Annotated in this window: 23 protein-coding genes; 6 read left to right on the top strand and 17 right to left on the bottom strand. The window is 52.2% G+C overall.

Going from position 1 to position 22,920, the window contains the following annotated elements; translation table 11 throughout:
- Positions 1-12 precede the first annotated feature (12 nt).
- From H8L32_RS01520 to H8L32_RS01465, 12 genes are all read right to left on the bottom strand, one after another.
- Positions 13-1,524 carry a sensor histidine kinase gene (locus H8L32_RS01520; RefSeq protein WP_186945390.1) on the bottom strand — a complete coding sequence of 504 codons (1,512 nt, stop codon included), beginning with the start codon at positions 1,522-1,524 and terminating at the stop codon, positions 13-15.
- 426 nt (positions 1,525-1,950) lie between these two features.
- The gene (gene iscX, locus H8L32_RS01515) at positions 1,951-2,142 is read right to left on the bottom strand and encodes a Fe-S cluster assembly protein IscX (protein WP_186945389.1); all 192 of its coding nucleotides are present in this window, start codon (positions 2,140-2,142) and stop codon (positions 1,951-1,953) included.
- Positions 2,143-2,218: 76 nt separating this feature from the next.
- The gene (gene fdx, locus H8L32_RS01510) at positions 2,219-2,557 is read right to left on the bottom strand and encodes an ISC system 2Fe-2S type ferredoxin (protein ID WP_186945388.1); all 339 of its coding nucleotides are present in this window, start codon (positions 2,555-2,557) and stop codon (positions 2,219-2,221) included.
- A 48-nt stretch (positions 2,558-2,605) separates the two neighbouring features.
- Complete coding sequence (gene hscA, locus H8L32_RS01505) at positions 2,606-4,471, bottom strand: Fe-S protein assembly chaperone HscA (RefSeq protein WP_186945387.1); 1,866 nt, start codon at positions 4,469-4,471, stop codon at positions 2,606-2,608.
- 73 nt (positions 4,472-4,544) lie between these two features.
- Positions 4,545-5,048: a Fe-S protein assembly co-chaperone HscB gene (hscB, locus tag H8L32_RS01500; protein ID WP_186945386.1), complete on the bottom strand. Its 504-nt coding sequence runs from the start codon at positions 5,046-5,048 to the stop codon at positions 4,545-4,547.
- 11 nt (positions 5,049-5,059) lie between these two features.
- Positions 5,060-5,383, bottom strand: coding sequence for an iron-sulfur cluster assembly protein IscA (gene iscA, locus H8L32_RS01495; protein ID WP_186945385.1), 324 nt, complete (start codon positions 5,381-5,383; stop codon positions 5,060-5,062).
- A gap of 51 nt (positions 5,384-5,434) precedes the next feature.
- On the bottom strand, positions 5,435-5,836 hold the full coding sequence (gene iscU / locus H8L32_RS01490) for a Fe-S cluster assembly scaffold IscU (RefSeq protein ID WP_186945384.1): 402 nt from the start codon (positions 5,834-5,836) through the stop codon (positions 5,435-5,437).
- A 71-nt stretch (positions 5,837-5,907) separates the two neighbouring features.
- The gene (locus H8L32_RS01485) at positions 5,908-7,161 is read right to left on the bottom strand and encodes an IscS subfamily cysteine desulfurase (protein ID WP_186945383.1); all 1,254 of its coding nucleotides are present in this window, start codon (positions 7,159-7,161) and stop codon (positions 5,908-5,910) included.
- Between the two features lie 16 nt (positions 7,162-7,177).
- Entirely contained in the window at positions 7,178-7,660 is a 483-nt protein-coding gene (gene iscR, locus H8L32_RS01480; protein ID WP_186945382.1) for a Fe-S cluster assembly transcriptional regulator IscR, read from the bottom strand.
- 103 nt (positions 7,661-7,763) lie between these two features.
- Positions 7,764-8,060, bottom strand: coding sequence for a helix-hairpin-helix domain-containing protein (locus tag H8L32_RS01475; RefSeq protein ID WP_186945381.1), 297 nt, complete (start codon positions 8,058-8,060; stop codon positions 7,764-7,766).
- A 133-nt stretch (positions 8,061-8,193) separates the two neighbouring features.
- Positions 8,194-9,705, bottom strand: coding sequence for an L-piperidine-6-carboxylate dehydrogenase (amaB, locus tag H8L32_RS01470; RefSeq protein ID WP_186945380.1), 1,512 nt, complete (start codon positions 9,703-9,705; stop codon positions 8,194-8,196).
- Positions 9,706-9,842: 137 nt separating this feature from the next.
- Complete coding sequence (locus H8L32_RS01465) at positions 9,843-10,934, bottom strand: saccharopine dehydrogenase family protein (protein ID WP_186945379.1); 1,092 nt, start codon at positions 10,932-10,934, stop codon at positions 9,843-9,845.
- A gap of 170 nt (positions 10,935-11,104) precedes the next feature.
- Here H8L32_RS01465 and H8L32_RS01460 point away from each other — a divergent pair, with 170 nt between their 5' ends.
- Positions 11,105-11,551, top strand: a complete 447-nt coding sequence (locus tag H8L32_RS01460) for an Lrp/AsnC family transcriptional regulator (protein ID WP_186945726.1) — start codon at positions 11,105-11,107, stop codon at positions 11,549-11,551.
- A gap of 108 nt (positions 11,552-11,659) precedes the next feature.
- On the opposite strand, the gene H8L32_RS01455 is transcribed toward H8L32_RS01460, so the two are convergent.
- Entirely contained in the window at positions 11,660-12,007 is a 348-nt protein-coding gene (locus H8L32_RS01455) for a hypothetical protein (RefSeq protein WP_186945378.1), read from the bottom strand.
- A gap of 78 nt (positions 12,008-12,085) precedes the next feature.
- A complete protein-coding gene (locus H8L32_RS01450; RefSeq protein WP_186945377.1) occupies positions 12,086-12,400 on the bottom strand; it encodes a hypothetical protein in 315 nt (104 codons plus the stop codon).
- Between the two features lie 214 nt (positions 12,401-12,614).
- Between H8L32_RS01450 and H8L32_RS01445 the strand changes: the two genes are divergently transcribed.
- Positions 12,615-14,723, top strand: a complete 2,109-nt coding sequence (locus H8L32_RS01445) for a prolyl oligopeptidase family protein (RefSeq protein ID WP_186945376.1) — start codon at positions 12,615-12,617, stop codon at positions 14,721-14,723.
- 116 nt (positions 14,724-14,839) lie between these two features.
- Here the strand turns inward: H8L32_RS01445 and H8L32_RS01440 are convergent, their stop codons facing one another.
- From H8L32_RS01440 to kbl, 3 genes are read right to left on the bottom strand one after another with little or no spacing between them, the layout of a single operon-like run.
- Positions 14,840-16,222 (bottom strand): L-serine ammonia-lyase, encoded by a 1,383-nt coding sequence (locus H8L32_RS01440; RefSeq protein ID WP_186945375.1) that lies wholly within the window; start codon positions 16,220-16,222, stop codon positions 14,840-14,842.
- A 36-nt stretch (positions 16,223-16,258) separates the two neighbouring features.
- Positions 16,259-17,230: an NAD-dependent epimerase/dehydratase family protein gene (locus tag H8L32_RS01435; protein ID WP_186945374.1), complete on the bottom strand. Its 972-nt coding sequence runs from the start codon at positions 17,228-17,230 to the stop codon at positions 16,259-16,261.
- An 8-nt stretch (positions 17,231-17,238) separates the two neighbouring features.
- Positions 17,239-18,444: a glycine C-acetyltransferase gene (gene kbl / locus H8L32_RS01430; RefSeq protein ID WP_186945373.1), complete on the bottom strand. Its 1,206-nt coding sequence runs from the start codon at positions 18,442-18,444 to the stop codon at positions 17,239-17,241.
- 172 nt (positions 18,445-18,616) lie between these two features.
- On the opposite strand from kbl, the gene H8L32_RS01425 reads away from it, so the two are divergent.
- The 4 genes from H8L32_RS01425 (at position 18,617) to fdhD (ending at position 22,884) form a co-directional block, all read left to right on the top strand.
- A complete protein-coding gene (locus H8L32_RS01425) occupies positions 18,617-19,189 on the top strand; it encodes a helix-turn-helix domain-containing protein (protein WP_186945372.1) in 573 nt (190 codons plus the stop codon).
- Between the two features lie 171 nt (positions 19,190-19,360).
- Positions 19,361-21,691 carry an FdhF/YdeP family oxidoreductase gene (locus tag H8L32_RS01420; RefSeq protein WP_186945371.1) on the top strand — a complete coding sequence of 777 codons (2,331 nt, stop codon included), beginning with the start codon at positions 19,361-19,363 and terminating at the stop codon, positions 21,689-21,691.
- Positions 21,684-22,004: a helix-turn-helix domain-containing protein gene (locus tag H8L32_RS01415; protein WP_222619122.1), complete on the top strand. Its 321-nt coding sequence runs from the start codon at positions 21,684-21,686 to the stop codon at positions 22,002-22,004. The genes H8L32_RS01420 and H8L32_RS01415 overlap by 8 nt, the downstream gene beginning before the upstream one ends.
- 13 nt (positions 22,005-22,017) lie before the next feature.
- Positions 22,018-22,884 carry a formate dehydrogenase accessory sulfurtransferase FdhD gene (fdhD, locus tag H8L32_RS01410; protein ID WP_186945370.1) on the top strand — a complete coding sequence of 289 codons (867 nt, stop codon included), beginning with the start codon at positions 22,018-22,020 and terminating at the stop codon, positions 22,882-22,884.
- Positions 22,885-22,920 lie beyond the last annotated feature (36 nt).

The following is a 22,920-nucleotide window of genomic DNA, read 5'->3' as shown; positions in this document are numbered from 1 at the left end:
CAAGTTAACTTTTCAGCGTTTGCTTAGCAGGGGATTGCTTGATTCAGGCTCGCCAGGGGCAATGAGGGGTAGTTTGATTTCAAAGCGGGTGCCCACGCCGACCACGCTGGACGCATGAATGCTGCCACCCAGCACATTGGAAATGATATTGAAGGTGATGCTGAGACCAAGGCCGCTACCGCCCTGACCGAATTTGGTCGTGAAAAATGGCTCGAAAATGCGGTTAATGATATCGGCAGGTATCCCTTTGCCATTATCTTCAAAGACGATCACGACTTGTTCGCCCTGCTTTTCGGCAGTGCAGCGCATGTGACCTTCTTCCTGACCTTCAAGGCCATGGGCCACGGCATTATTGACCAGATTGGTGAATACCTGGCCAAGCAAGCCGGGATAGCTGTCCAGCTGTATGTCGGCAGGGATATTCAGTTCCAGCGTATACGGTGTTTTCCTGAGACTGGAATGCAGCAGGGCTGTCAGTTCCTGCAGCATGATCAGCAAGGCAAACTGACGGCGCTGGGCGCTGGACTGGTCCACTGCAACCTGTTTGAAATCACCCACCAGATGGGCGGATTGCTGCAGGCCGCGTAACAGGAGCTTGGTGGAGTCCAGAGCGGTGTTGGCGTAACGTGTCAGGTCAGAGCGACGCATTTTGCCGTCTTCCACCATTTTTACCAGGTAGCGGGTTTCTTCTTCGAGCGTGCTGGCGACCAGCAGGCAGTTACCCAGTGGCGTATTGAGTTCATGTGCGACACCTGCCACCATGGAGCCCAGGGCTGCCATGCGTTCTACCCTGGCCAGTTCGGCCTGGGCTGAATTGACGTTGCTCAGTGCGGTTTCCAGTTCCTGGGTTCTTAGTCTGACCTTGGATTCCAGTGTGCCAGAATATTCAAGCAATTGCTGGTTTTTGACTTCGAGTTCGCTGAATGAGCGTTGTAGTGCCTGACGGGTTGCCTCCAGACTGGTCGCCAGATGGCCCAGTTCATCTTCACGGTTCAGTGCGATAGGGTCATTCAATTCTCCATTCGCCAGCCTGTCTGATTTGGCCATCAGAATTCTGACCGGTTGCACCAGACGCCATTGCAGTACTACCAAAATAAAGATGATGGCCAATATGAGGGATAAGAATGCAGTCGTGACATACCGGCGGAAATCAGATGCCAGACTCTCCTGCAATAAATCTTCTGCCAGCGTCAGCCTGACCTGGCCAATGACTTGTCCGCCGTGCTTGATTTCCCTTTCCATACTGGTAAAGGGACCTTTCTGGGTTTGTTTGCGGGTGTCGTTCTTGATGAATTCTTTGCGGTCGGGCAGGGTGATGACTTCGATAGTCGCGACCCTGGGGTCGGAATACACCACTTCGCTCGATATGTTGGCAATTTCAGGGGTGATCTGCCACAGCGGTTCACTCAGGATAACGGACAGAATTTCAACCAGACGATTATGATCTTCTGCATTGCGTACCTGAGCTGCAGTTTCTATCGTATGCAGATGGTAGGGAATCAGGATGGCGGCAGGGACGGTCAACCCGAATACGACGGCTAGAATGATCGCAAGTCTGAGCGTAATTCTGCTGCGTAGTGCGGATAAGAGATGTCTAAACTGCATTCCAAGATCCTTGTGCAACACTTCCCGGGGAGGTATAGCCAGGTTGAGCATATCACCATGCTCAACTGACATTCATTTATTGATCAGTGACAGACAAACTCATTGAAAGCCGGGAACGCATCCCTCTGTTATTTATGAAATGAGTTCTAAAATACTAAAAGGTTTTTTGCGTTTCAGCAAGATATCATTCTCATGACGAAAATATATTTTCAAATGCTGTGGGCTGGCAGGCACAAGACTGCGCAAGGATTGCATTGGGGGTAAGTGATTTTACCGTCCGGGAGCAAGGCAATCCAATGGAGGTACTACAATGGAGACACTACTCAAGACAGGACTTGCTTGCTTTTATCTTTCTTCTATCCAGGCCATTTGTATGGCTTCCAGGATTTTTTCACCGCCACGCAGGTGGTCGTCATCGAACTCTTCCAGTTCCACGATCCAGTTGTGCAAGTCGGTGAAGCGCACAGTCAGCGGATCAATGTCTGGAAATTTATCGCACAGTGCTTCGGCGATTCTGTAAGTGTCTGTCCATTTCATGGCGGGCTCCGGCATGTTCGGGTAAGGTGATTCTTACCCGGTGGTGCATTGCTTGCTTGATTCTGCTTGATCCTACTTAATGGTTTTCGCGTGCGTGGTTGATGGTGTACTTTGGTATTTCTATGGTGATATCCTGTTTGCCAAGTCTGGCCTGGCAAGACAGGCGGGAGGTGGCTTCCAGACCCCAGGCGGCATCCAGCAAATCTTCTTCATCTTCAGTGGATTCATTCAATGAATTAAAACCCTCGCGCACTACCACATGGCACGTGGTGCAGGCGCAGGACATTTCGCAGGCATGTTCAATTTCGACATCGCTTTCAACCAGGGCTTCGCACAGGGACTTGCCTTCGGGCGCATCGATGACTGTGCCTTCCGGGCAAAGCTGGGGATGGGGCAGGACTATGATTTGTGGCATGTTGTTCTCGTCAATTCAGTATTTAGGTATTGGATGCTGGCTGCACTGTCAGGCAATCTCATCCAGTTTTTTGCCTGCCAGTGCACTGCGCACGCTTTTGTCCATGCGGCGCGCTGCAAATTCTTCCGTGCCCTGTGCCAGCTTGTCGATGGCCTCATGCAATAACTGGTGATCCTTGCCATCCTTCAGGCTGAGCACTTGGGCCATCAATGCTTTGATTTGTACCTGTTCGGCATCATCCAGCAGTGATGCATCCGCATTCAAAGCGGACTGGGTGGCCAGCAGGATGCGCTCGGCTTCCACCACTTCTTCACGCAAGGCACGTTCCTGCATGTCGGCATCTGCCGACGTAAAGGAATCTTGCAGCATGCGCGTGATGTCATCATCGGCCAGGCCATACGATGGTTTGACGGTAATTGCCGCTTCCACGCCAGAACGTAATTCGCGTGCCGATACTGACAACAGTCCATCTGCATCTACCTGATAAGTGATGCGTATGCGTGCTGCACCGGCAGCCATGGGAGGGATGCCACGTAATTCAAAGCGGGCCAGCGAGCGGCATTCGCTGATCAGTTCGCGTTCGCCCTGTACCACGTGGATGGCCATGGCGGTTTGTCCATCCTTGAAGGTGGTAAATTCCTGTGCGCGTGCGCAAGGGATGGTGGAATTGCGCGGGATGACCTTTTCAGCCAGCCCACCCATGGTTTCCACGCCCAACGACAGCGGGATCACATCCAGCAGCAACCAGTCATCGCCAGGGGCACGGTTGCCAGCCAGCAGATTCGCCTGTATTGCAGCACCCAGTGCCACCACCTTGTCAGGGTCAATATTTGCCAGTGGGGTAGTCTGGAAAAAATCGCCGACCGCCTTGCGTACATGCGGCATGCGTGTGGCGCCACCAACCAGTACCACACCATCGATATCATCGACCGTCAGGCTGGCATCGCGCAGGGCTTTGCGACAGGGTGTGGTGGTTTTTACCACCAGGTTTTGTGTCATTTCGGCGAATGCTGCTGCACTGATCTGTAAATGTACGGATTCACCGGAATTCAGTTTCGCATCGATAAAGGTGCTTGGCTTGCTGGATAAAATCTCTTTGGCCTCGCGTGCCTTTACCATCAGGGTGCTGGTATCTTCGTCGGACAGCGGTGCCAGTTTGGATTCTTGCAGGATCCAGCAAAACAGGCGGTGATCAAAATCATCACCACCCAGGGCAGAATCGCCACCGGTAGCCAGGACTTCGAATATACCCTTGCTCATTCTTAAAATGGAGATGTCGAACGTGCCGCCGCCGAGGTCATACACGGCATACACACCTTCGGATGCATTGTCGAGACCATAGGCAATCGCTGCAGCTGTCGGTTCGTTCAGCAGGCGCAAGACATTCAGCCCGGCCAGCTTGGCAGCATCCTTGGTTGCCTGTCTCTGGGCATCGTCAAAATAGGCAGGCACCGTAATGACGGCGCCGACCAGGTCGTCGCCCAGGGCATCTTCGGCAGTTTGACGCAGGGTCGCCAGGATTTGCGCTGATACTTCTACTGGGCTCTTGATGCCGGCCACGGTTTTAAGCTGCACCATGCCAGGTTCATCATGGAAATCGTATGGCAGATTTTCTGCATAAGCGATGTCTTTCAAGCCGCGACCCATGAAGCGCTTGACCGAAGCGATGGTGTTCCTGGGGTCATTGCTTTGCTCGGCCAGGGCTTTAAAGCCGATGTGCGCATGACCATTCGACAGGTAGCGTACGACTGATGGCAACAGAGGGCGACCCTCTTCGTCATTCAATACTTCAGGGATGCTATTGCGTACGGTTGCAACCAGAGAATTGGTCGTGCCCAGATCGATGCCTACTGCCAGCCTGTGCTGGTGTGGGGCGGTGGACATGCCAGGTTCTGAAATCTGCAGTAATGCCATGGTGAAATGGGGGATGGCAATGCATCCAAAAAGGGCAACCCGGTGCTATCCGGATTCGCCGGGTTATTCGAAATTACTCGTCAAGAGCAGCGATGTCGGCAATAAATTTTTCCAGAAACATGCAGGCGCGGATTTGTTGCGCGGCTTCCTGAAACTGGCTCTGGTCAAGTGCGTTACCAACGGCATGCAATTGCGTTCTTAATGCACTGTTCAATTCGCGCTCCAGGCGCAGCAGGGTGGCCTGGTTATTATCGCGTCGTGCGTCATCAAAGCTTTCGCGCCATTCCATTTGCTGCATCAGGAAGGCTCCGGGCATGGATGTATTGGATTCTGTCTGCAAATCCACACCTTGCAATTCGCATAGATAGCGTGCGCGCTTTAGCGGTTTTTTCAGTGTCTGGTATGCCTCATTGGCACGTGTTGCCCATTGCATGGCGACCCGTTTTTCCGCTTCGCTGGCCTGTACAAACTTGTCCGGATGCACCTTGTTCTGCACTTCACGGTAAGCTGCATCCAGTTGTCCCTGATCAAGCGCAAACCGCTGCGGCAACTGAAACAGCTCGAAATGATTCTGCATCTGCACCGGCCTTAAATTCTGAAGCTTTCGCCACAGCCACATTCGTCCTTGACGTTGGGGTTGTAGAATTTAAAACCTTCGTTCAAGCCTTCGCGTGCAAAATCCAGTTCGGTACCATCGATATACGGCAGGCTTTTGGGATCAACAAATACCTTGACGCCGTGTGATTCAAAAATTTGATCATCGTTGCCAATTTCATCCACATATTCCAGTTTGTACGCCATGCCTGAGCAACCGGTAGTACGTACACCAAAGCGCAGGCCTATGCCTTTGCCCCGGCGTTCCATATAACGGGTGACGTGTTTTGCCGCTTTTTCTGTGAGTGTGATAGCCATGTTGATTCCAGTTCTTGCTGCCGATATTGCTTTTGTTATTTTTGGTAAAACTCAGGCGGTCTGTTCTTGTTCTGCGTTGTGCTTGTTTTTGTAATCCAGCACAGCAGCCTTGATCGCATCTTCTGCCAGGATGGAGCAGTGAATCTTGACCGGTGGCAGTGCCAGTTCTTCAGCGATTGCCGTGTTCTTGATTTCCAGTGCCTGGTCCAGCGTCTTGCCCTTGACCCATTCAGTCACCAGGGAAGAAGAGGCGATGGCAGAGCCGCAGCCGTAGGTCTTGAATTTGGCATCCTGGATGACGCCGTCAGCACCAACCTTGATTTGCAATTTCATGACATCACCGCAAGCAGGTGCGCCGACCATGCCGGTACCTACTGTGTCATCACCTTTTTCAAAGGCGCCGACATTGCGTGGATTTTCGTAGTGATCCAGAACTTTTTCAGAGTAAGCCATTTTGATGCTCCTTGATGTTTCTAAAATACGTTTTCTTCAATGCGTTTTTTTAAATGCACAATGAATATGAATTAATGCGCAGCCCACTGGATGGTGGAGATATCAATGCCATCCTTGTACATATCCCAGAGAGGCGACAATTCGCGCAGTTTGGCGACCTTGGTCTTGAGCAGGTCGATGGTGAAGTCGATATCTTCTTCTGTCGTAAAACGGCCAATGGTGAAACGGATGGAGCTGTGCGCCAGTTCATCACTGCGACCCAGTGCTCGCAGGACATAGGAAGGTTCCAGGCTGGCAGAGGTGCAGGCAGAGCCGGACGATACAGCAATATCCTTGATCGCCATGATCAGGGATTCACCCTCAACATAGTTGAAGCTGACATTCAGATTGTGTGGCACGCGATGTTCCATGTCGCCATTGACATAGGTTTCTTCAATTTCCTGCAGGCCTTTTGCCAGGCGATCGCGCATGGCGCGTACATGGGCCAGTTCGCTTTCCATTTCTTCCTTGGCGATACGGAAGGCTTCGCCCATACCGGCGATCTGGTGCGGTGCCAGTGTGCCAGAGCGGAAACCGCGCTCATGGCCGCCACCGTGCATCTGGGCTTCCAGACGTACACGTGGCTTGCGGCGGATATACAGCGCGCCTATGCCTTTGGGACCATAGGTTTTATGTGCAGAGAAAGAGACCAGATCAACCTTGGTGTTTTCCAGATCGATATGGACTTTGCCTGTGGCCTGGGCTGCATCGGAATGGAATACGATGCCTTTTTCGCGGCACAGTTCGCCAATTTCAGCGATAGGCTGGATCACGCCGATTTCATTATTGACCCACATCACGGATACCAGAATGGTGTCAGGACGTATGGCTGCCTTCAATTGTTCTACCGTGATCAGGCCATCGTCGCCTGGTTGCAAATAGGTTGCTTCAAAGCCCTGGCGTTCCAGTTCACGTACGGTATCAAGCACAGCCTTGTGCTCGGTTTTAACCGTGATGATGTGCTTGCCCTTGGATTTGTAGAAATTGGCTGCACCCTTGAGCGCCAGGTTATTGCTTTCTGTTGCGCCGGAAGTCCAGATGATTTCACGCGGATCGGCATTCACCAGATCGGCCACCTGTGCACGTGCATCTTCTACCGCTTTTTCTGCTTCCCAGCCATACATATGGCTGCGTGAGGCAGGGTTACCATACTGAGCACGCAGGAAAGGGATCATCTTGTCGGCAACACGTGGGTCGACCGGCGTCGTCGCCGAATAGTCCATGTAAATGGGGAAATGCGGTGACTTCAAGGTATCCAGCAGGCTTTTTTCCAAAGGGGCGTTCATTCAAAACTCCAAATATTCAAGATGCAATGTGGCTGGCATGCGAGTGATGCATGACGACAACATGGTTTTCCGAGGCTTTCTGTCTTTGCTGATTGACCAGATCCTGGAGCGAAACGGAATCCAGGTAATCGACCATTTTGGCGTTCAGCGTCGCCCATAAGTCATGCGTCATGCAGTGCAGGCCGCTTTCGTGGTCGCTGCCATGGCAATTACCCTTGCCGCCGCACTGAGTGGCATCAAGAGGTTCATCAACCGCGATGATGATATCGGCAACAGTCACATTTTGTGCCTTGCGGGCAAGATTGTAGCCGCCGCCGGGTCCGCGCACGGATTCAACGATTTCGTGGCGGCGCAGTTTGCCAAACAATTGCTCGAGATAGGACAGGGAAATGTCCTGGCGCTGGCTGATGCCGGCCAGGGTCACAGGTCCCTTATCCTGGCGCAGGGCCAGGTCTATCATTGCAGTGACGGCGAAACGTCCTTTGGTGGTCAGGCGCATATATTACTCCGGGGTACTCCACGCAAGAAAAAGCTGAATGCCCTGAATTGTTGAGCATTTTGATCAAGTATAGCAAACTTGAGTAATTTTGTCAGGAATAGGCTTAGAGTGAGGAGGGGGATGCCAGATGAGCTTTGCGCTCTGCGGTGTAGTGCCACCAGGCCAGCGGTGGATCGCCATCCATGAATTTTACTATGGAAATGAAAACGTCGTAAACGCAGGGGTCATGCCTGGTGTTTGTCAGACTGCATAATTCATCGTACATCTGATAAGGATCTCGTCCTTTCAACTGCCCGGGTTCAGTGATGCCCAGCAGATGCAGGTCGGCAACGGCTGCCTTGCCTACATTGGGCAGTTGTTCCAGATGGCTGATGGATGCGCAGGAAAGTGCTTTTTTCATAAGCTATATGATATGTACGAGCCGGTTTTGATCTTCGCTGCTGAATTGTAATATTGTAAGATTGTTTTCTTTTCCTATAAAGCAAAAGACCGCCTGCATGGCGGTCTTTTGCAGTCATTGACTTTGATCTGAATCAAATATCAAAGCTGATGCCCTGTGCCAGCGGCAGGGAATTGCTGTAATTAAAGGTGTTTGTGGTACGGCGCATATAGGCTTTCCATGCATCAGAGCCAGATTCGCGGCCGCCACCTGTTTCTTTTTCGCCGCCAAAAGCACCGCCAATTTCTGCGCCAGAAGGGCCGATGTTGACATTGGCAATGCCGCAATCACTGCCGGCAGCCGATACAAAGGTCTCGGCTTCACGCAGGTCGGTCGTGAATATTGAAGATGACAGACCTTGCGGCACTTCATTGTTCAGGCTGATGGCTTGCTGCAAATCGCTGTAACGCACGATGTACATGATGGGGGCAAAGGTTTCATGGTGCATTGATGCAGCCTGGCCTGGCATTTCTACCAGAGCGGGGCTGACGTAATAGCCATTTTCATTGCCGGCAACGACAGTGCGGTCACCGCCAAATACTTTGCCCTGTTCTGATCTGGCAATCGCCAGTGCGCTTTGCATGGCATCGAAGGACGCGGCATCAATCAGCGGGCCGACCAGGGTGGCCTTGTCCAGCGGATTGCCGACCGGCAGGCCAGCATAGATTTTCTTCAGGCGTGGTACCAGCGTGTCATAGATGCTGTCATGCACGAACAGGCGACGCAGGGTAGTGCAGCGTTGGCCGGCAGTGCCGACGGCAGAGAAAGTGATGGCGCGAACCGCCATTTCCAGATCGGCACTGGGTGCGACGATCATGGCGTTATTGCCACCCAGTTCAAGGATAGTGCGTGTCAAACGTTTGGCGCAGACTTCGGCAACCTGGCGACCCATGCGGGTGCTACCAGTGGCGCTGACCAGGGCCACACGTTTGTCTTCCACCATTTGTGCACCGGTATCGCGCGCACCTATGATCAGCTCAGCCAATCCGGCTGGAGCATCACTGCCAAAACGGGCCACAGCCTTCATGAACAGGGCATGGGTGGCGATGGCTGTCAGTGGTGTTTTTTCTGAGGGTTTCCAGGTCACGCTATTGCCGCAGACAAAGGCCAGCGCTGCATTCCAGGCCCAGACAGCAACCGGGAAATTGAAGGCGGAAATCACACCTACCACACCCATAGGGTGCCATTGTTCCATCATGCGGTGGCCAGGGCGTTCGGAGGCGATGGTCAGGCCATACAACTGGCGTGACAAACCAACGGCGAAATCACAGATGTCGATCATTTCCTGTACTTCACCCAGACCTTCTTGCAGGATTTTGCCGGCTTCCAGTGTTACCAGTTGGCCCAGTGCCTGCTTGTGTGCGCGCAATTCTTCGCCAAACAGACGCACCAATTCGCCGCGCCGTGGGGCTGGAATATTTCGCCATTGTAAAAATGCGGCATGCGCACGGTCTATGCGCTGTTTGACTTCTGCTGCGGTGTCGCTGCGCAGGCCAGCGAGAACCTGGCCATCGATGGGGGAAATGCTGTGGATGTCGCTGCCCTGATAGTCACTCAACTGGATGTCGAGTTCGGTCAGTATGGTGTGCAGAGTCGTATTATTCATCTTGTATGCCTCGGTACTTTGCCAGGCACATGAGCTTTGCTTGTGGAAAACCTCATGTGCTTAATTTATAGGGGATAGGCTAGACGCCAGAACCGACATTGTAGCGCCGGTGCTGGCGTTGTGCCTTGGTCTCTTGCCTACGCCGCGTAATATTGACCAAAGCGATTGCCCAAAAAGTCGGACAGATCAGTTTGCTCCTGACGGACCAGGCCATGCTGCGGCAATTTGCCAGTAACCACCAGATCCACCATGCTGCAGATGCCGGACGCTGTGGTCAGCTGTATCGCCGACAATAACTGACCATTGACTTGCTGGGCATAGATTTTCTTGGCATAAGATTCCTGTTCCAGGCGGCCATCACGCATACCTACCACGCTGACGAAGACCAGTACCACGTCCTGTTTGGTCATGGGAATAGCGGTTTCCATGACTTCCTTCAAAATCGGACGACGTTCCAGTTTGCCCAGTTGCAGGTCGCGTATCAATACTTTGACGATATCGCGATGACCAGGGTAGCGCACGGTTTTGTAGTTCAGGTTCTGGACCTTGCCTTGCAGGCTTTCGCACAAGGTGCCCAGACCACCAGAGGTGTTGAAGGCTTCGTAATCGATGCCGTCCAGCGAAAAATGTTCAATTTCTTCCAGCGCGGCAGTTTCGCGCAATTCACCATCAACGATGGCTTCGCATGGATTGCAATACTCGTTGATCAGGCCGTCGGTACTCCAGGTCAGGTTGTATTTGAGTGCGTTGTTGGGGAAGGTGGGCAGGGCGCCGACGCGCATGCTGACATCGCGCAGGGTTTCAAAGCGTTTGGCAACATCATTGGCAACGATGGAGATAAAGCCAGGTGCCAGGCCGCATTGGGGTACAAAGGCACAATCTGCACCTTCAGCCAGTTGCTTGACGATGCGTGTGCTTTCCACATCTTCAGTCAGATCAAAGTAATGGGAATTGGCTTCACGCGCTGCGCCTGCGATGATGGGAGTCAAAAAGTAAGGGCAGGCCGACATGGTTACCTTGTGTCCGCGAATCAGTTCCGTGACAGCAGCTTTGTCACCCAGATCAGCCTGAACGATGCGGGTATTGGGAAAACCCGCCTGTTCCACATATTTCAGGCGCTCAGGGTCGCGGTCAGCCACCGTGATTTGATAATCACCGGTATGAGATAGCAAATTGAGAATTGCATCACCAATCTTGCCTGCACCTAAAAGTATCAATTTTGTTGCCATGTCTGTCTCCAAAGCCTGATGTGAGAGTGTTGTGAGAATGTTTCTGGGGTGTAGTAAAACAGTTCACATTGAAGTCTAGGCCTTAGTTTTGTCAGATAATAGCGTTTAACTTATCGTCAATATGCATGGTCATACGATAATATGTAGTATAAATAATGCGAAATGACGAAATGAAACCTGATCTTGATGACATCGACCATAAAATCCTGGCTTTGCTGATGGATAACGCAAGGTTGCCGGTGACCAGTATCGCCAAGGCGGTTGGTATTGCCCGTACCACCGTCATCGCCAGGATCGCTGCGCTGGAAAAACGGGATGTGATTGCCGGCTATGGCCTGAAGCTCAACCAAAAGCTGGCGCAGCCTGCGGTCAGGGCGTATGTCGGACTGTCGGTGGATGCACGCTATGCGCCGGCATTAATCAGGTATCTGCAACAATTGCCAGAGACAGAAACCTTGTGCGCCGTCAGTGGGGCCATCGACTATATGCTGACCTTGCGTTGCCCTAGTACCGAAATCCTCGATAAATTGCTGGATCAGATCGGCGCGCTGGATGGCGTCAGGCAAACTTCAACCTCGATTATTTTGAGCAAGCGTATAGACAGAGGGGCTTTGTAGCGCAAAAGTAGAAAGGTGGGCGCTGAAAAAACAAATGCCGCATACAGGAATGCGGCATTTCATAGCGAAAATCAGACAGATGCATTTGCACCCGTGTCTAAGGTGAAATCAGGTACTGCTGGCAGACTTTGCCTGGGCTTTTTTATCTTCAGCGACAGTTTTCTTGGGTTGTGGCGCAGTAGCTGCAGGCTGCACATTGTCAGAAAAATGTATATTGGTTTGTTGTAGTATTTGCAAATGCACTGAGGCACGGTCAACACCGCTTCTATCCAGTTGCACCGGTGCCTGTGGTGCGGCTGCGCTCGGTGCTTCCTGCATGATTTCTGAACTTGCAGATTTGTCCTGCTGATCGTATTGGCTGGGCACAGAAGCCATGAACATCAGTTCCTGGCTATAAGCAAGGCCACCCAGCAGGGCAGTAGAAAGCATGCAGAAGACGATGGATTTTTTTAACATGATTGCCTGCTAGAAAATAAGTGCTGCGACAAACCGGAATAATTGCTTAAATGAAATAAAATTATTTCATTATATATATTAAACGAGCAATTGCGGTTTTTTGTATGTACGCACTTTTGCTTGCTGAATTTGTCTGTCTTGCTGATCGAAGGCAAGTTTCTCTTCATTGCTCAGGCGTTTCGCCGCGATGAAGACGGTATGCACTTTGTTTCCAGCCTGGTCGAGATCAAATGCGATTTTTTGTTGTTCAGTCAGTCTTGGTGCTGAGATTGTAACTGTTGCAACATGATTGCTTGCGTTCAGTTTATTAATATATTTTGCTACTGGCACTATGGTAGCAGCAAATACAGCAATGGTTAATACAGTTAAATTGGTTTTCTTGACGATATTCATGTTATTTCTCCTTTTGACCTTCAGTGATCTTGCTATGCTTGCACTGTAATGGCCGGCGGCGATGGTTTCCAGGCGTTTGCGACGAAATGCAGAAAGTCTGGGATGAAATTCAAGAAATGAAACATGAACGGTATGGCCGTCTTTGCAAGAAAAGACATTTTTTACAGTGCAAGGCACGGTAAATAGCCTGCCAATATTCAAATTTGGAGCCGCTATGGCAGTAAAACGAAAGATAAGACTAAGTACAATTTTATTGGCAGGACTGGCGATGTTGCCATTGCTGGCACAGGCCCAGTTGCAGCCTTGGGGTGATTATCCGGCTTTGCCCAAACCACTTTCTCCTGGCTTTGCTCCTGCTGCCAGTGATGCAGGTGGTATAGGTAATACCGGCGATGCATTGCGCTTTCTTGAATCCTTGAGCGATGCTCAGGTGCGTGCGTGGATGAAGCGGCAAACCGATTTCAGTCAGGCGGTTATGTCCCGTATCAACGGCAGGGATGCCTTGCTGGCCAGGCTCAGGAACTTGCAGGCACAAGACTATAGTGCTGGCAATCTGACAGAAGTACGTGGCAGGCAGTTCTTTGTTAAACCTGCGGGTGATGGCAAGCCTGGCCTGTTCATGCGTAATGCCAGTACGGCGGGCGAAAAAATACTGATATTGGCTGAAGCAGGGCGGGTGATCAGTTTTTTCAGCCCTTCACCGGATGGCAGTCATGTCGCTGTCGGCATGCTGTCTACCGATGGTCGCCGGCAACATAGTCTGCGCATCATCCGGACCGCCGATGCCTCTTTACTGAAAGATGAGTTCGGTGCTATCCCTGCCAATGCCAGGGAAGTGGCCTGGAAGGCAGATGGCAGTGCGCTGTTCTTCCCCAAAAGCGCAGGCAAGGCCGATGCTGACAATGGTGCTGTGTGGCAGCATGTTCTGGGAACAAAGGCCAGGGAAGACCAGGCCCTGATCGGTGCCGGTGTCAGCAAGAGCCGGAAATTTGCTGCGACTGATGCCATCGCACTCAAGACTGCAGCCAATTCCAGCTTTGTACTGGCCGAGGTGCGCCATGGGAATACGCCGGACCGCAGCCTGTATTTGATCAAACAGGAGCAGTTGAAAGGCGCAGCCACTGCCTGGCAACGTCTGGCGAGCCCGGCTGACAAGATTAAAAACGCCTGGTTGTCGGGCGAAAGCCTGTATCTGGTCTCGACTAAAAAGAAGGCTGCCGGGGCCATTTTGAAGCTTGACCTGAAAGCACCGCAATTGAGTACGGCCAAGGAATTGTTTGTCGCCAGCGATGAAGAAGTCCTGGAATTGGCAGTCGCCAAAAATGCGCTATACGCCCATGTGGCAGAGGCAGGTTTCAGTAAGTTGATGAAAATTGATCTGGCCAGCAATAAAAAGGAAGAAATCAATTTGCCTTATCCTGGCAAGATCAGCCAACTGACTGCTGATGCAGAAAACGAAGGTGCACTCTTTGTATTGGAAGCAGCCAATGCAGCTCCCTTGTCTTACCGCGTGCTGCCAGCGGGTGAAGTAAAGAATGTCGAGGTTTTCCGTTCCCCGCAAATAGGCTTTCATCGTATTGCCACCAAACATTTGACGCTGACCAGGCCGGGCACGGACAAGCAACTGTCAATGACTTTGCTGTACCCGCAAGGTATGGAGCTTGATGGTAGCCACGCCTGTCTGTTGAGCATGGAAACCGGCACCGGCATTGCTGCCCTGGCGAGTTATGACGCAAAACGCCTGGCATGGCTGGAACAGGATGCCGTGATGGCCATCATCTATGTACCTGACAGTGCCGATGTTAAAAAAACTTCCACCAATGATGGCCTGGATGAGTTCTTGTTTGCCGCAGATTATCTGGTCAGTGAAGGATATACGAGTGCCAAAAAACTGGTGGCGCAAGAGTCCCGCGCAGGTCAGCGTTATCTGGCGCTGGCCATCAGTCAGCGTCCACAGTTATTGGCTGCGGTACAAAGTGCCGGGCTATTGTCCGAGCCGCTGGTGGCAGATAAAAACAAAAAAGCGGCACAGCGTGGCAAGAATGCAATTGCTGTTACTAATCCGTATCAGCAATTGCGCGAGGCCACGTCCTATCCTGCCATGTTATTGACAGCACGGTTTGGTGCCGGTGTCGCACCGGTGTGGATGACGGGCAAATTTGCAGCACGTGTACAAATGCTGAATACGGACAAGTCACGCCCGGTTCTGTTTCGCACGGATTTTGCGAATTCCTGGAAAACAGACGCCATGGCAGACCAGGCGGATGCATGGTCATTTTTCTTGTGGCAAACAGGACGCAAGGGGTTTTCGCTCAGACCTTAAGCTGATCTTAAGCTGCTTTTAAGCTGATATTCATACAGCAGGATAAAACAAACGGCCACATGATGGCCGTTTGTTTTTGATGCAGGCAGGGTAGGTTGGCAGGTGTCGGCAGGTATTTAGCAGGCAGCGTAATTTACACTGACCACGTGCACTGCCAGCCCACCCAATGAAGTTTCCTTGTATTTGGCCTGCATGTCGGCACCAGTCTGGCGCATGGTTTCAATTACATCGTCGAGGCTGACATGGTGGCTGCCGTCGCTGCGCAAAGATAGCGAGGCTGCGGTAATGGCTTTTACGGCACCCATGCCATTGCGTTCTATGCAGGGGATCTGTACCAGGCCACCGATGGGGTCACAAGTCATGCCCAGATGATGTTCTATACCGATTTCTGCTGCAGACTCGACCTGTTCATTACTGCCGCCCAGTGCTGCGGTAAGGCCGGCAGCAGCCATCGCACATGCCACGCCAACTTCACCCTGGCAACCGATTTCTGCGCCGGAAATAGAGGCGTTTTTCTTGCACAGCATGCCTATTGCTGATGCTGCCAACATGAAGTTGCGTATACCTTGCTCAGGGTCGCTGGGTTTGCAATCTTCTGCGTAATAGCGCAACACTGCCGGTATGATGCCTGCTGCGCCATTGGTTGGTGCCGTCACTACGCGACCACCGGCCGCATTTTCTTCATTCACGGCCATGGCATACAGGCTGACCCTGTGCATGCCATCGTGGGGCAATACATCGGCTGTTTCATTGGCGGTACGCCATAGCTTGGCAGCGCGACGTTTGACGTGCAGGCCACCTGGCAATTCGCCTGATATTTGCAGGCCGCGTGATATGCAGCCCTTCATCACAGCCCAGATTTTATCGATGCCGGCATCCAGTTCCTGGTCGCTGCAATATACGTTTTCATTCGCACGCAACATGCTGGAAATCGACAGACCGCTGCGTTTGCCATGGGCCAGCAATTCTGCCATGGTGGCAAACGGGTAGGGCAGGGGTTTTCTGTTGCCGCTTTCGTCAGCGCCGGGATTGGCCAATTCTTCAGCAGAATAGATAAAGCCGCCGCCAGTGGAATAATAGATTTTTTCAAAGCTGCTGCCATCATTGCGCGTCAGCATAAACTTCATGCCATTCGGATGGCCGGGCAGCACTTCCTGTTTGTGCCACAGCAGGTCAGTGGCGATGTCGAACTTGACCGGGTATTCACCCAGTAAATTCATTTTGCCTGAATTGGCGAGCGCAGCCAGTTTTTCATCCACGCTTTCAGGGATGATGTCTTGCGGTGTTTCGCCCATCAGGCCCAGCAGGACTGCCTTGTCGGTGGCATGGCCATGGCCTGTCAATGCCAGTGATCCATACAGGGCAATTTGTATCTTGCTGGTTTTATACAAGTCACTGGCATCAAGCAAAAAACGACGGGCGGCCAGCATCGGGCCCACCGTATGGGAACTGGAAGGACCCACGCCTATTTTAAATAATTCGAATACACGCATGTCCATCATTTGCCTCTTTGACTTGTCTCAATTAATTTTTATTTATGCAGCCTTGCTCAACCCTTTCTGGTCAACATGAATATTCTTGAGCATGTCTTCCACCAGTTGTTGCAGGCTTACTTGTGCTTGCCAGCCCCAGTCTGTATGCGCTACCGAGTCGTCCAGGCTCTGTGGCCACGAGGCAGCGATAGCCTGGCGGCTGTCTGGCGCGTAGTGTATGTCAAACGCGGGCAAATTTTGTTTGATTGCAAACGCCAATTCCCGTGGATTAAAGCTTAATCCGGCGACATTGTAAGAAGAACGTATAGAAAGTTTGGTGGCCGGTGCATCCATCAGTGAAATGGTGGCGCGTATGGCATCTGGCATGTAAATCATGGGCAGCGTGGTTTCTGCTTCCAGGAAACATTCATAGCTTTCGCCACGCAATGCGGAATGGAAAATCGCAATCGCATAGTCAGTCGTGCCACCACCCGGAGGAGATTTATAGCTGATTATGCCCGGGTAGCGAATACTGCGTACGTCCACGCCATATTTCTGGAAGTAATATTCGCACAGTCGTTCGCCTGCCAGTTTGCTGATGCCATAAATCGTGCTGGGGTCCATCACCGTATATTGCGGCGTATTGACTGGTGGCGTGTTTGGGCCAAAGGCGGCAATGGAAGATGGCCAGAACACTTTCAGTGGTTTGCCAGCTTCGCCGCGCAGGCGTGCCAGTTCAAGGATATTCAGCAAGCCATCCATGTTCAGGGTCCAGGCTTTCAAGGGCGCCTGTTCGCCAGTTGCAGACAGCATCGCAGCCAACTGGTACACCTGGGTGATCTGATATTGCTCAACGACCTGTGCCAGCCTGTCGGTATTGAGGACGTCAATGATTTCATAGATTTTTGCGCCATACAGGCTGGTGGGCCTGATGTCGGCGGCGATCACATTATCGGCACCATGCTGTATGGCCAGCGCTTCTACCAGTTCGCTGCCGATCTGGCCGTTGGCACCAATCACTAAAATGCGTTCCATGACTTTCCTTATTGAATGATGTTTAATTCACGACCAGCCTGGGCAAACGCGGCCAGTGCTGTATTGAGTTGATCTGTTGTGTGCGCTGCCGACAACTGTACCCGAACCCGGGCTTGGCCCATCGGTACCACAGGATAAAAGAAACCTGTTACCAGTACGCCCAGTTCATACAGGCGGGCAGCAAATTTCTGGGCAACCGGGGCGTCAAACAGCATGACGGGTACGACCGGATGGGTGCCGGGTTTGATGATAAAGCCCAATGCGGCAATTTCACGGCGGAAATGTGCTGTATTTTCATGCAGGCGATCACGCAGGGCTGTGGATGTCGACAGGCGTTCCAATACCGACAGCGAGGCACCGGCAATTGAGGGTGCCAGTGTGTTGGAGAATAAATACGGACGTGATTTCTGGCGCAGGGTGTCAATCACTTCCTTGCGTGCGGCGGTAAAACCACCCATGGCACCGCCCAGCGCCTTGCCCAGTGTGCCGGTAATAATGTCGATGCGACCCAGTACGCCGTGATGTTCATGGGTGCCGCGACCGGTCTTGCCCATGAAGCCGGACGCATGGCATTCATCAATCATCACCAGGGCATCATATTTGTCGGCCAGGTCGCAAATCTTGTCCAATTGTGCAATGGTGCCATCCATGGAAAATACGCCATCCGTCACGATGATGCGATGACGTTTGTCGGCTGCGGCTATCAGTTGCGCTTCCAGGTCGGCCATGTCGTTATGTGCATAGCGGAACCGTGCTGCCTTGCACAAGCGGATGCCGTCAATAATGGAGGCATGGTTCAGTGCGTCGGAAATGATGGCATCGTTTTCATCAAACAGGGGTTCGAATACGCCGCCATTGGCGTCGAATGCAGCTGCATACAAAATGCAGTCTTCAGTACCCAAAAATTCGGACAATGCTTTTTCCAGTTGCTTGTGCACGGTCTGTGTACCGCAGATAAAGCGTACGGATGACAGGCCGTAACCATATTGTTCGGTCGCAGCAATCGAGGCTTGCACCATGGATTCGTCGCCGGACAAGCCCAGGTAATTGTTGGCGCACAGATTGATTAATTGTCTGCCATCATCGCAAGTGACCTGTGCACCCTGGCGCGACGCAATGACGCGCTCCGGTTTGTACAGGCCTTGTTCACGCAAAGTGCCGAGATTACTTGCCAAACTGCTCAAGAAATGTTGTCTGGACTGGTTCTGGCTCATAGGGGTCTCCAAGTTTGTTTGCCTGTTTTGCTTGCGAAAGTGTCACTGCTTGTGGCCGCGCACTGTTACACTATTGTAATAATTCCCGAATTAATTGAATAATTCGATATCTAGAACTAAAGTTCGATATATCGAATATTAATCCAGCTTTTTTAGTGATGCAAGAGCCTCTATGAAAAAAGTTTTACCCAATACACCGCCAGAAGTGGGCGCAACCTTGCAAAAAATGCGTCTTGAACGCGGCCTGACGCTGGAGGATTTGTCGCGGACGGCAGGGGTGTCCAAATCCATGCTGTCGCAGATAGAACGGGAAAAGGCCAATCCCACGATTGCAGTTGCCTGGCGGCTGGCTAATGCTCTCGGTGTTGGCATAGCAGAATTATTGTCATCTGAATCACCAAAACTGGACCCGATACGGGTACTTGAAGCGCATGAAACCCCGACACTGCCGGGTGAACATGCCGGTTATGTCCTGCGTATCCTGGGGCCGATGGAGCTGGCTGGTAAATATGAATGGTATGAGTTGACGCTTTCACCTGGAGGCGCTTTGGTATCAAATTCACATGACCCGGGTGCCTCTGAACATCTGACGCTGTTGCATGGCAGTGTGGAAGTGGAGGTGGAAGGCAGTCGCAAGAAACTGAAGCTGGGAGCGACAGCAAGGTATGAGGCCGACAAGAATCACGCCATACGCAATATCGGCAAGACGGAAGCCAAGGCCTTGCTGGTGGTAATACATCGTTAAAACGCTAAACTTGTCACCAGTGCTGCCAGGCTTTGTTAGCGCATAGCGGCAGGGGCAGAATTCTTTCATGACAACAGATTCTGGTAATATCCTTATACTGAAACTGAACATGGTTTGCTTCGCAGTAGGGAAGCGGATTGTGTGATTCTTGAATATGAATACAAGGTTGGTATGAGTAATAAAAAAGTAGTCCGGGTATATGACAGACCTGCCGGTGGCTGGGGTGCGTTGAAAAGCGTGGCGCAGCAGATCATTGAGCAGGGGATACCCAAAAAAGGTGCGCTGACACTTTTGTCTGCAAATCAGCCGGATGGCTTTGATTGCCCCGGTTGTGCCTGGCCCGATGCCGACCATACTTCCACCTTCGAGTTTTGCGAAAACGGTGCCAAGGCCGTGGCGGCTGAATCGACTGCCCGCCGGGCTGGTCCGGAACTGATTTCTTCTCTGACTGTGCAGGAATTGTCGGCCAGGTCCGATCACTGGCTGGAAGCCCAGGGGCGCCTGACGCATCCCATGCGTTATGACAGGACCACGGACAGATACGAGGCCATAGACTGGGACCAGGCTTTTGAATTGATTGCTAAGCACCTGAATGCCTTGCCAAGTCCGGACGATGGTATTTTTTATACATCTGGCCGTACCAGTAATGAAGCTGCTTTCCTGTATCAGTTGTTTGTGCGGGAATTCGGCACGAATAATTTTCCCGACTGTTCCAACATGTGCCATGAGCCATCCGGTTTTGCCATGCGTGAAGCGATAGGAGTAGGCAAGGGTACTGTCTTGTTGTCTGATTTTCAACTGGCTGATGCCATCCTGATTTTTGGGCAAAACCCTGGCACCAACCATCCGCGCATGTTGGGTGAATTGCGTGCTGCGTCCAAACGCGGTGCTGCCATCGTGTCATTCAATCCTTTGCGTGAGCGCGGGCTGGAAAAATTCCAGAACCCGCAAAATGCACTGGATATGCTGGCCGACCAGTCGACCAATATTTCATCCGATTATTTTCAGTTGAAGATAGGTGGTGACCTGGCAAGTGTTAAAGGCATGATCAAATGTGTGCTGGAGGCAGATGCACAGGCCCATGCTGAAGGTAAGCCCCGCATTATTGATGTGGAATTCATTGCGCAGCACACGGCCAATTTTGAACAATTTGCGACAGATGTGATGGCAGAGCAGTGGGATGTCATCGTCCGTGAATCCGGTCTGGAACGTGCACAGATACAGCGCGCTGCCGATATCTACATGCAGGCCGGCAAGGTGATTGCCTGCTGGGGCATGGGCATTACACAGCACAAACATTCCGTTGCCACGATACAGATGATCGTCAATCTCTTGCTTTTGCGCGGCAATATTGGCCGGCCTGGTGCTGGCCCTTGTCCGGTGCGTGGTCATAGCAATGTGCAGGGTGACCGCACCATGGGTATCGTGGAAAAACCAAAGCCAGCATTCCTGGACCGTCTGGGGCAGGTGTTTGATTTCACTCCACCACGTGAGCATGGCCATGACACCGTTGGTGCCATTGAAGCCATGCTGAATGAAAGCGGCAAGGTGTTTTTTGGCATGGGCGGCAATTTTGCTACGGCCACGCCAGATACTGAGCTGACACATCGTGCCCTGCGCAACTGCGCGCTGACCGTGCATGTCACCACCAAGTTAAACCGCAGTCACCTGATCTGCGGCCAGGAGGCATTGATCCTGCCTTGTCTGGGACGCACGGAAATCGATATGCAGGAAACCGGACCGCAAGCGGTAACGGTAGAAGATTCCATGAGTATGGTGCATCTGTCTTCCGGCATCAATCCGCCTGCTGCGCCAGACTTGCTGTCTGAACCCATGATCGTTGCCCGGCTGGCGCAGGCGACACTGAAAGACCGCAGCAAAACCCCGTGGGCCTGGCTGGTGGCGGACTATAGCCGTATACGCGACAAGATTGCTGCGGTATTTGATGATTTTGCCGATTTTAATACCCGCGTCAGCGTGCCCGGCGGTTTTCATTTGCGCAATACTGCAGCAGAGCGGGTCTGGGTGACCGGCAGTGGTAAGGCGAATTTCAATGCCCACGCAGTGCCGGTTGACTTGCCCATCCATCAGGCGCGCAAGAATCAGCAGTCGCCAGTGTTTAACCTGGCGACCATGCGTTCGCACGACCAGTACAACACTACCATCTATGGTATGAATGACCGTTACCGTGGCGTGTTTGGTGAGCGCCGCGTTTTGTTCATCAATAAGGAAGACATACAGGAACTGGGCATGCAGGCAGGTGACTGGGTAGACCTGGAAAGTCTGTGCGATGACAAGACAAGGCGGCAGGCAAAACGCTTCATGCTGGTGGAATACAATATTCCACGTGCCTGCCTGGCAGCATATTTCCCGGAAACCAATGGCCTGGTGCCCTTGTCGAGTTTTGCTGATCACGCAAGGACGCCGACTTCGAAATCCATACCTGTGATAATTACTGCACATGATGGCAATAGCCTGCGAGCTGCCGTGGCCAATGAATGAAGAGATACCACAGGCGCTAATCCGGCCTGAACCGCAGGCCGCAGAAGCAATGGCAGTGCTGAAGCAGGATGAACTTGCGTTTGCATTAATGGCAGAACTGGCAAACCAGGCCGGGGCGGTGTCATTGGCGCGCCTTAGCAAACGTTTGCAGGTACGACAAAGTACATTGCTGCGTTGCATCGCTTATCTGGGCGAGCAGCAACTGGGCCAGCATCAAGGAGCCGGTTGGGTAAGCCTGCAACAGGACGGCGAACGCAGCCTGGTGGTGCTGACAGAAGAAGGGCGCACAGTTGCGACACAATTGACGACATGATTTGCGACACAAGATGCGACGCGATAAAGTAAATGAAAGCTTAAGTGACAACGCGCTGGAACGCGCCATTCGTGTGCGTCAGGTGCAAAGGCATATCTATGCCAGCCCGCAACAGCAGGACATCAGTGATCAACTGGCAGAAGAAATGCCCGTGGCCCTGGTATTCAATGGCATTTCGCATGCGGTCATGCTGGCGACACCGGTGGATCTGGAAGATTTTGCCATCGGCTTTAGCCTGTCCGAACAGATTATTGATGACCTCGGCGATATCTACGATATCGAATGCAGGGAAACTCCAGGTACGCTGGGTGTGGAAGTGCATCTGCATATCGCTGCCAGTTGCTTCGCGCGATTAAAGGAAAGACGCCGTAGTCTGGCTGGTAACACCGGTTGTGGTCTGTGCGGTATAGAAAGCCTGCAAGCCCTGCCGGCGCAAGTGTCGCCGGTATCTTATGGCAGACGTGTCGCCCCCATGCTGCACAAGTCCAGCCTGCGGAAAGCCATACAGGCGCTTGGCATACAACAGCCATTCAATATCCTGACCGGAGCCATGCATGCCGCTGCCTGGGTAGACCTGGAAGGCCATATTTGTCTGCTGCGCGAAGATGTCGGACGCCACAATGCGCTGGACAAACTGATCGGTGCCATGAGTGATGGCGACCATGCAGGAAATGAGGGTTTTGTGTTGATGAGCAGCCGTATCAGCTATGAACTGGTGCAAAAAATGGCACATGCCAATATTGCCATTCTGGCTGCCATTTCTGCACCAACGGCACTGGCGATTGATATTGCCGAGCGTAGCGGCATCTGCCTGATCGGCTTTGTGCGTGAACACGGATTCGTGGTTTACTCGCATCCGGAAATGCTGGTGGCCGAATGAAGCATGCATGAAAATGGATTTTCACCAAATTTACAG

Source organism: Undibacterium hunanense, from assembly GCF_014284335.1.
GTDB lineage: Bacteria > Pseudomonadota > Gammaproteobacteria > Burkholderiales > Burkholderiaceae_D > Undibacterium > Undibacterium hunanense.
The sequence above is the reverse complement of the archived record's forward strand: the minus strand, read 5'-3'. Positions and strand labels throughout refer to the sequence as shown.

Coding starts and splice junctions, on each gene's coding strand:
- iscX (WP_186945389.1), bottom strand. CDS start 2,142: ATGAAATGGACAGACACTTACAGAATCGCCGAAGCACTGTGCGATAAA.
- fdx (WP_186945388.1), bottom strand. CDS start 2,557: ATGCCACAAATCATAGTCCTGCCCCATCCCCAGCTTTGCCCGGAAGGC.
- hscA (WP_186945387.1), bottom strand. CDS start 4,471: ATGGCATTACTGCAGATTTCAGAACCTGGCATGTCCACCGCCCCACAC.
- hscB (WP_186945386.1), bottom strand. CDS start 5,048: ATGCAGAATCATTTCGAGCTGTTTCAGTTGCCGCAGCGGTTTGCGCTT.
- iscA (WP_186945385.1), bottom strand. CDS start 5,383: ATGGCTATCACACTCACAGAAAAAGCGGCAAAACACGTCACCCGTTAT.
- iscU (WP_186945384.1), bottom strand. CDS start 5,836: ATGGCTTACTCTGAAAAAGTTCTGGATCACTACGAAAATCCACGCAAT.
- H8L32_RS01485 (WP_186945383.1), bottom strand. CDS start 7,161: ATGAACGCCCCTTTGGAAAAAAGCCTGCTGGATACCTTGAAGTCACCG.
- iscR (WP_186945382.1), bottom strand. CDS start 7,660: ATGCGCCTGACCACCAAAGGACGTTTCGCCGTCACTGCAATGATAGAC.
- H8L32_RS01475 (WP_186945381.1), bottom strand. CDS start 8,060: ATGAAAAAAGCACTTTCCTGCGCATCCATCAGCCATCTGGAACAACTG.
- amaB (WP_186945380.1), bottom strand. CDS start 9,705: ATGAATAATACGACTCTGCACACCATACTGACCGAACTCGACATCCAG.
- H8L32_RS01465 (WP_186945379.1), bottom strand. CDS start 10,934: ATGGCAACAAAATTGATACTTTTAGGTGCAGGCAAGATTGGTGATGCA.
- H8L32_RS01460 (WP_186945726.1), top strand. CDS start 11,105: ATGAAACCTGATCTTGATGACATCGACCATAAAATCCTGGCTTTGCTG.
- H8L32_RS01455 (WP_186945378.1), bottom strand. CDS start 12,007: ATGTTAAAAAAATCCATCGTCTTCTGCATGCTTTCTACTGCCCTGCTG.
- H8L32_RS01450 (WP_186945377.1), bottom strand. CDS start 12,400: ATGAATATCGTCAAGAAAACCAATTTAACTGTATTAACCATTGCTGTA.
- H8L32_RS01445 (WP_186945376.1), top strand. CDS start 12,615: ATGGCAGTAAAACGAAAGATAAGACTAAGTACAATTTTATTGGCAGGA.
- H8L32_RS01440 (WP_186945375.1), bottom strand. CDS start 16,222: ATGGACATGCGTGTATTCGAATTATTTAAAATAGGCGTGGGTCCTTCC.
- H8L32_RS01435 (WP_186945374.1), bottom strand. CDS start 17,230: ATGGAACGCATTTTAGTGATTGGTGCCAACGGCCAGATCGGCAGCGAA.
- kbl (WP_186945373.1), bottom strand. CDS start 18,444: ATGAGCCAGAACCAGTCCAGACAACATTTCTTGAGCAGTTTGGCAAGT.
- H8L32_RS01425 (WP_186945372.1), top strand. CDS start 18,617: ATGAAAAAAGTTTTACCCAATACACCGCCAGAAGTGGGCGCAACCTTG.
- H8L32_RS01420 (WP_186945371.1), top strand. CDS start 19,361: ATGAGTAATAAAAAAGTAGTCCGGGTATATGACAGACCTGCCGGTGGC.
- H8L32_RS01415 (WP_222619122.1), top strand. CDS start 21,684: ATGAATGAAGAGATACCACAGGCGCTAATCCGGCCTGAACCGCAGGCC.
- fdhD (WP_186945370.1), top strand. CDS start 22,018: ATGCGACGCGATAAAGTAAATGAAAGCTTAAGTGACAACGCGCTGGAA.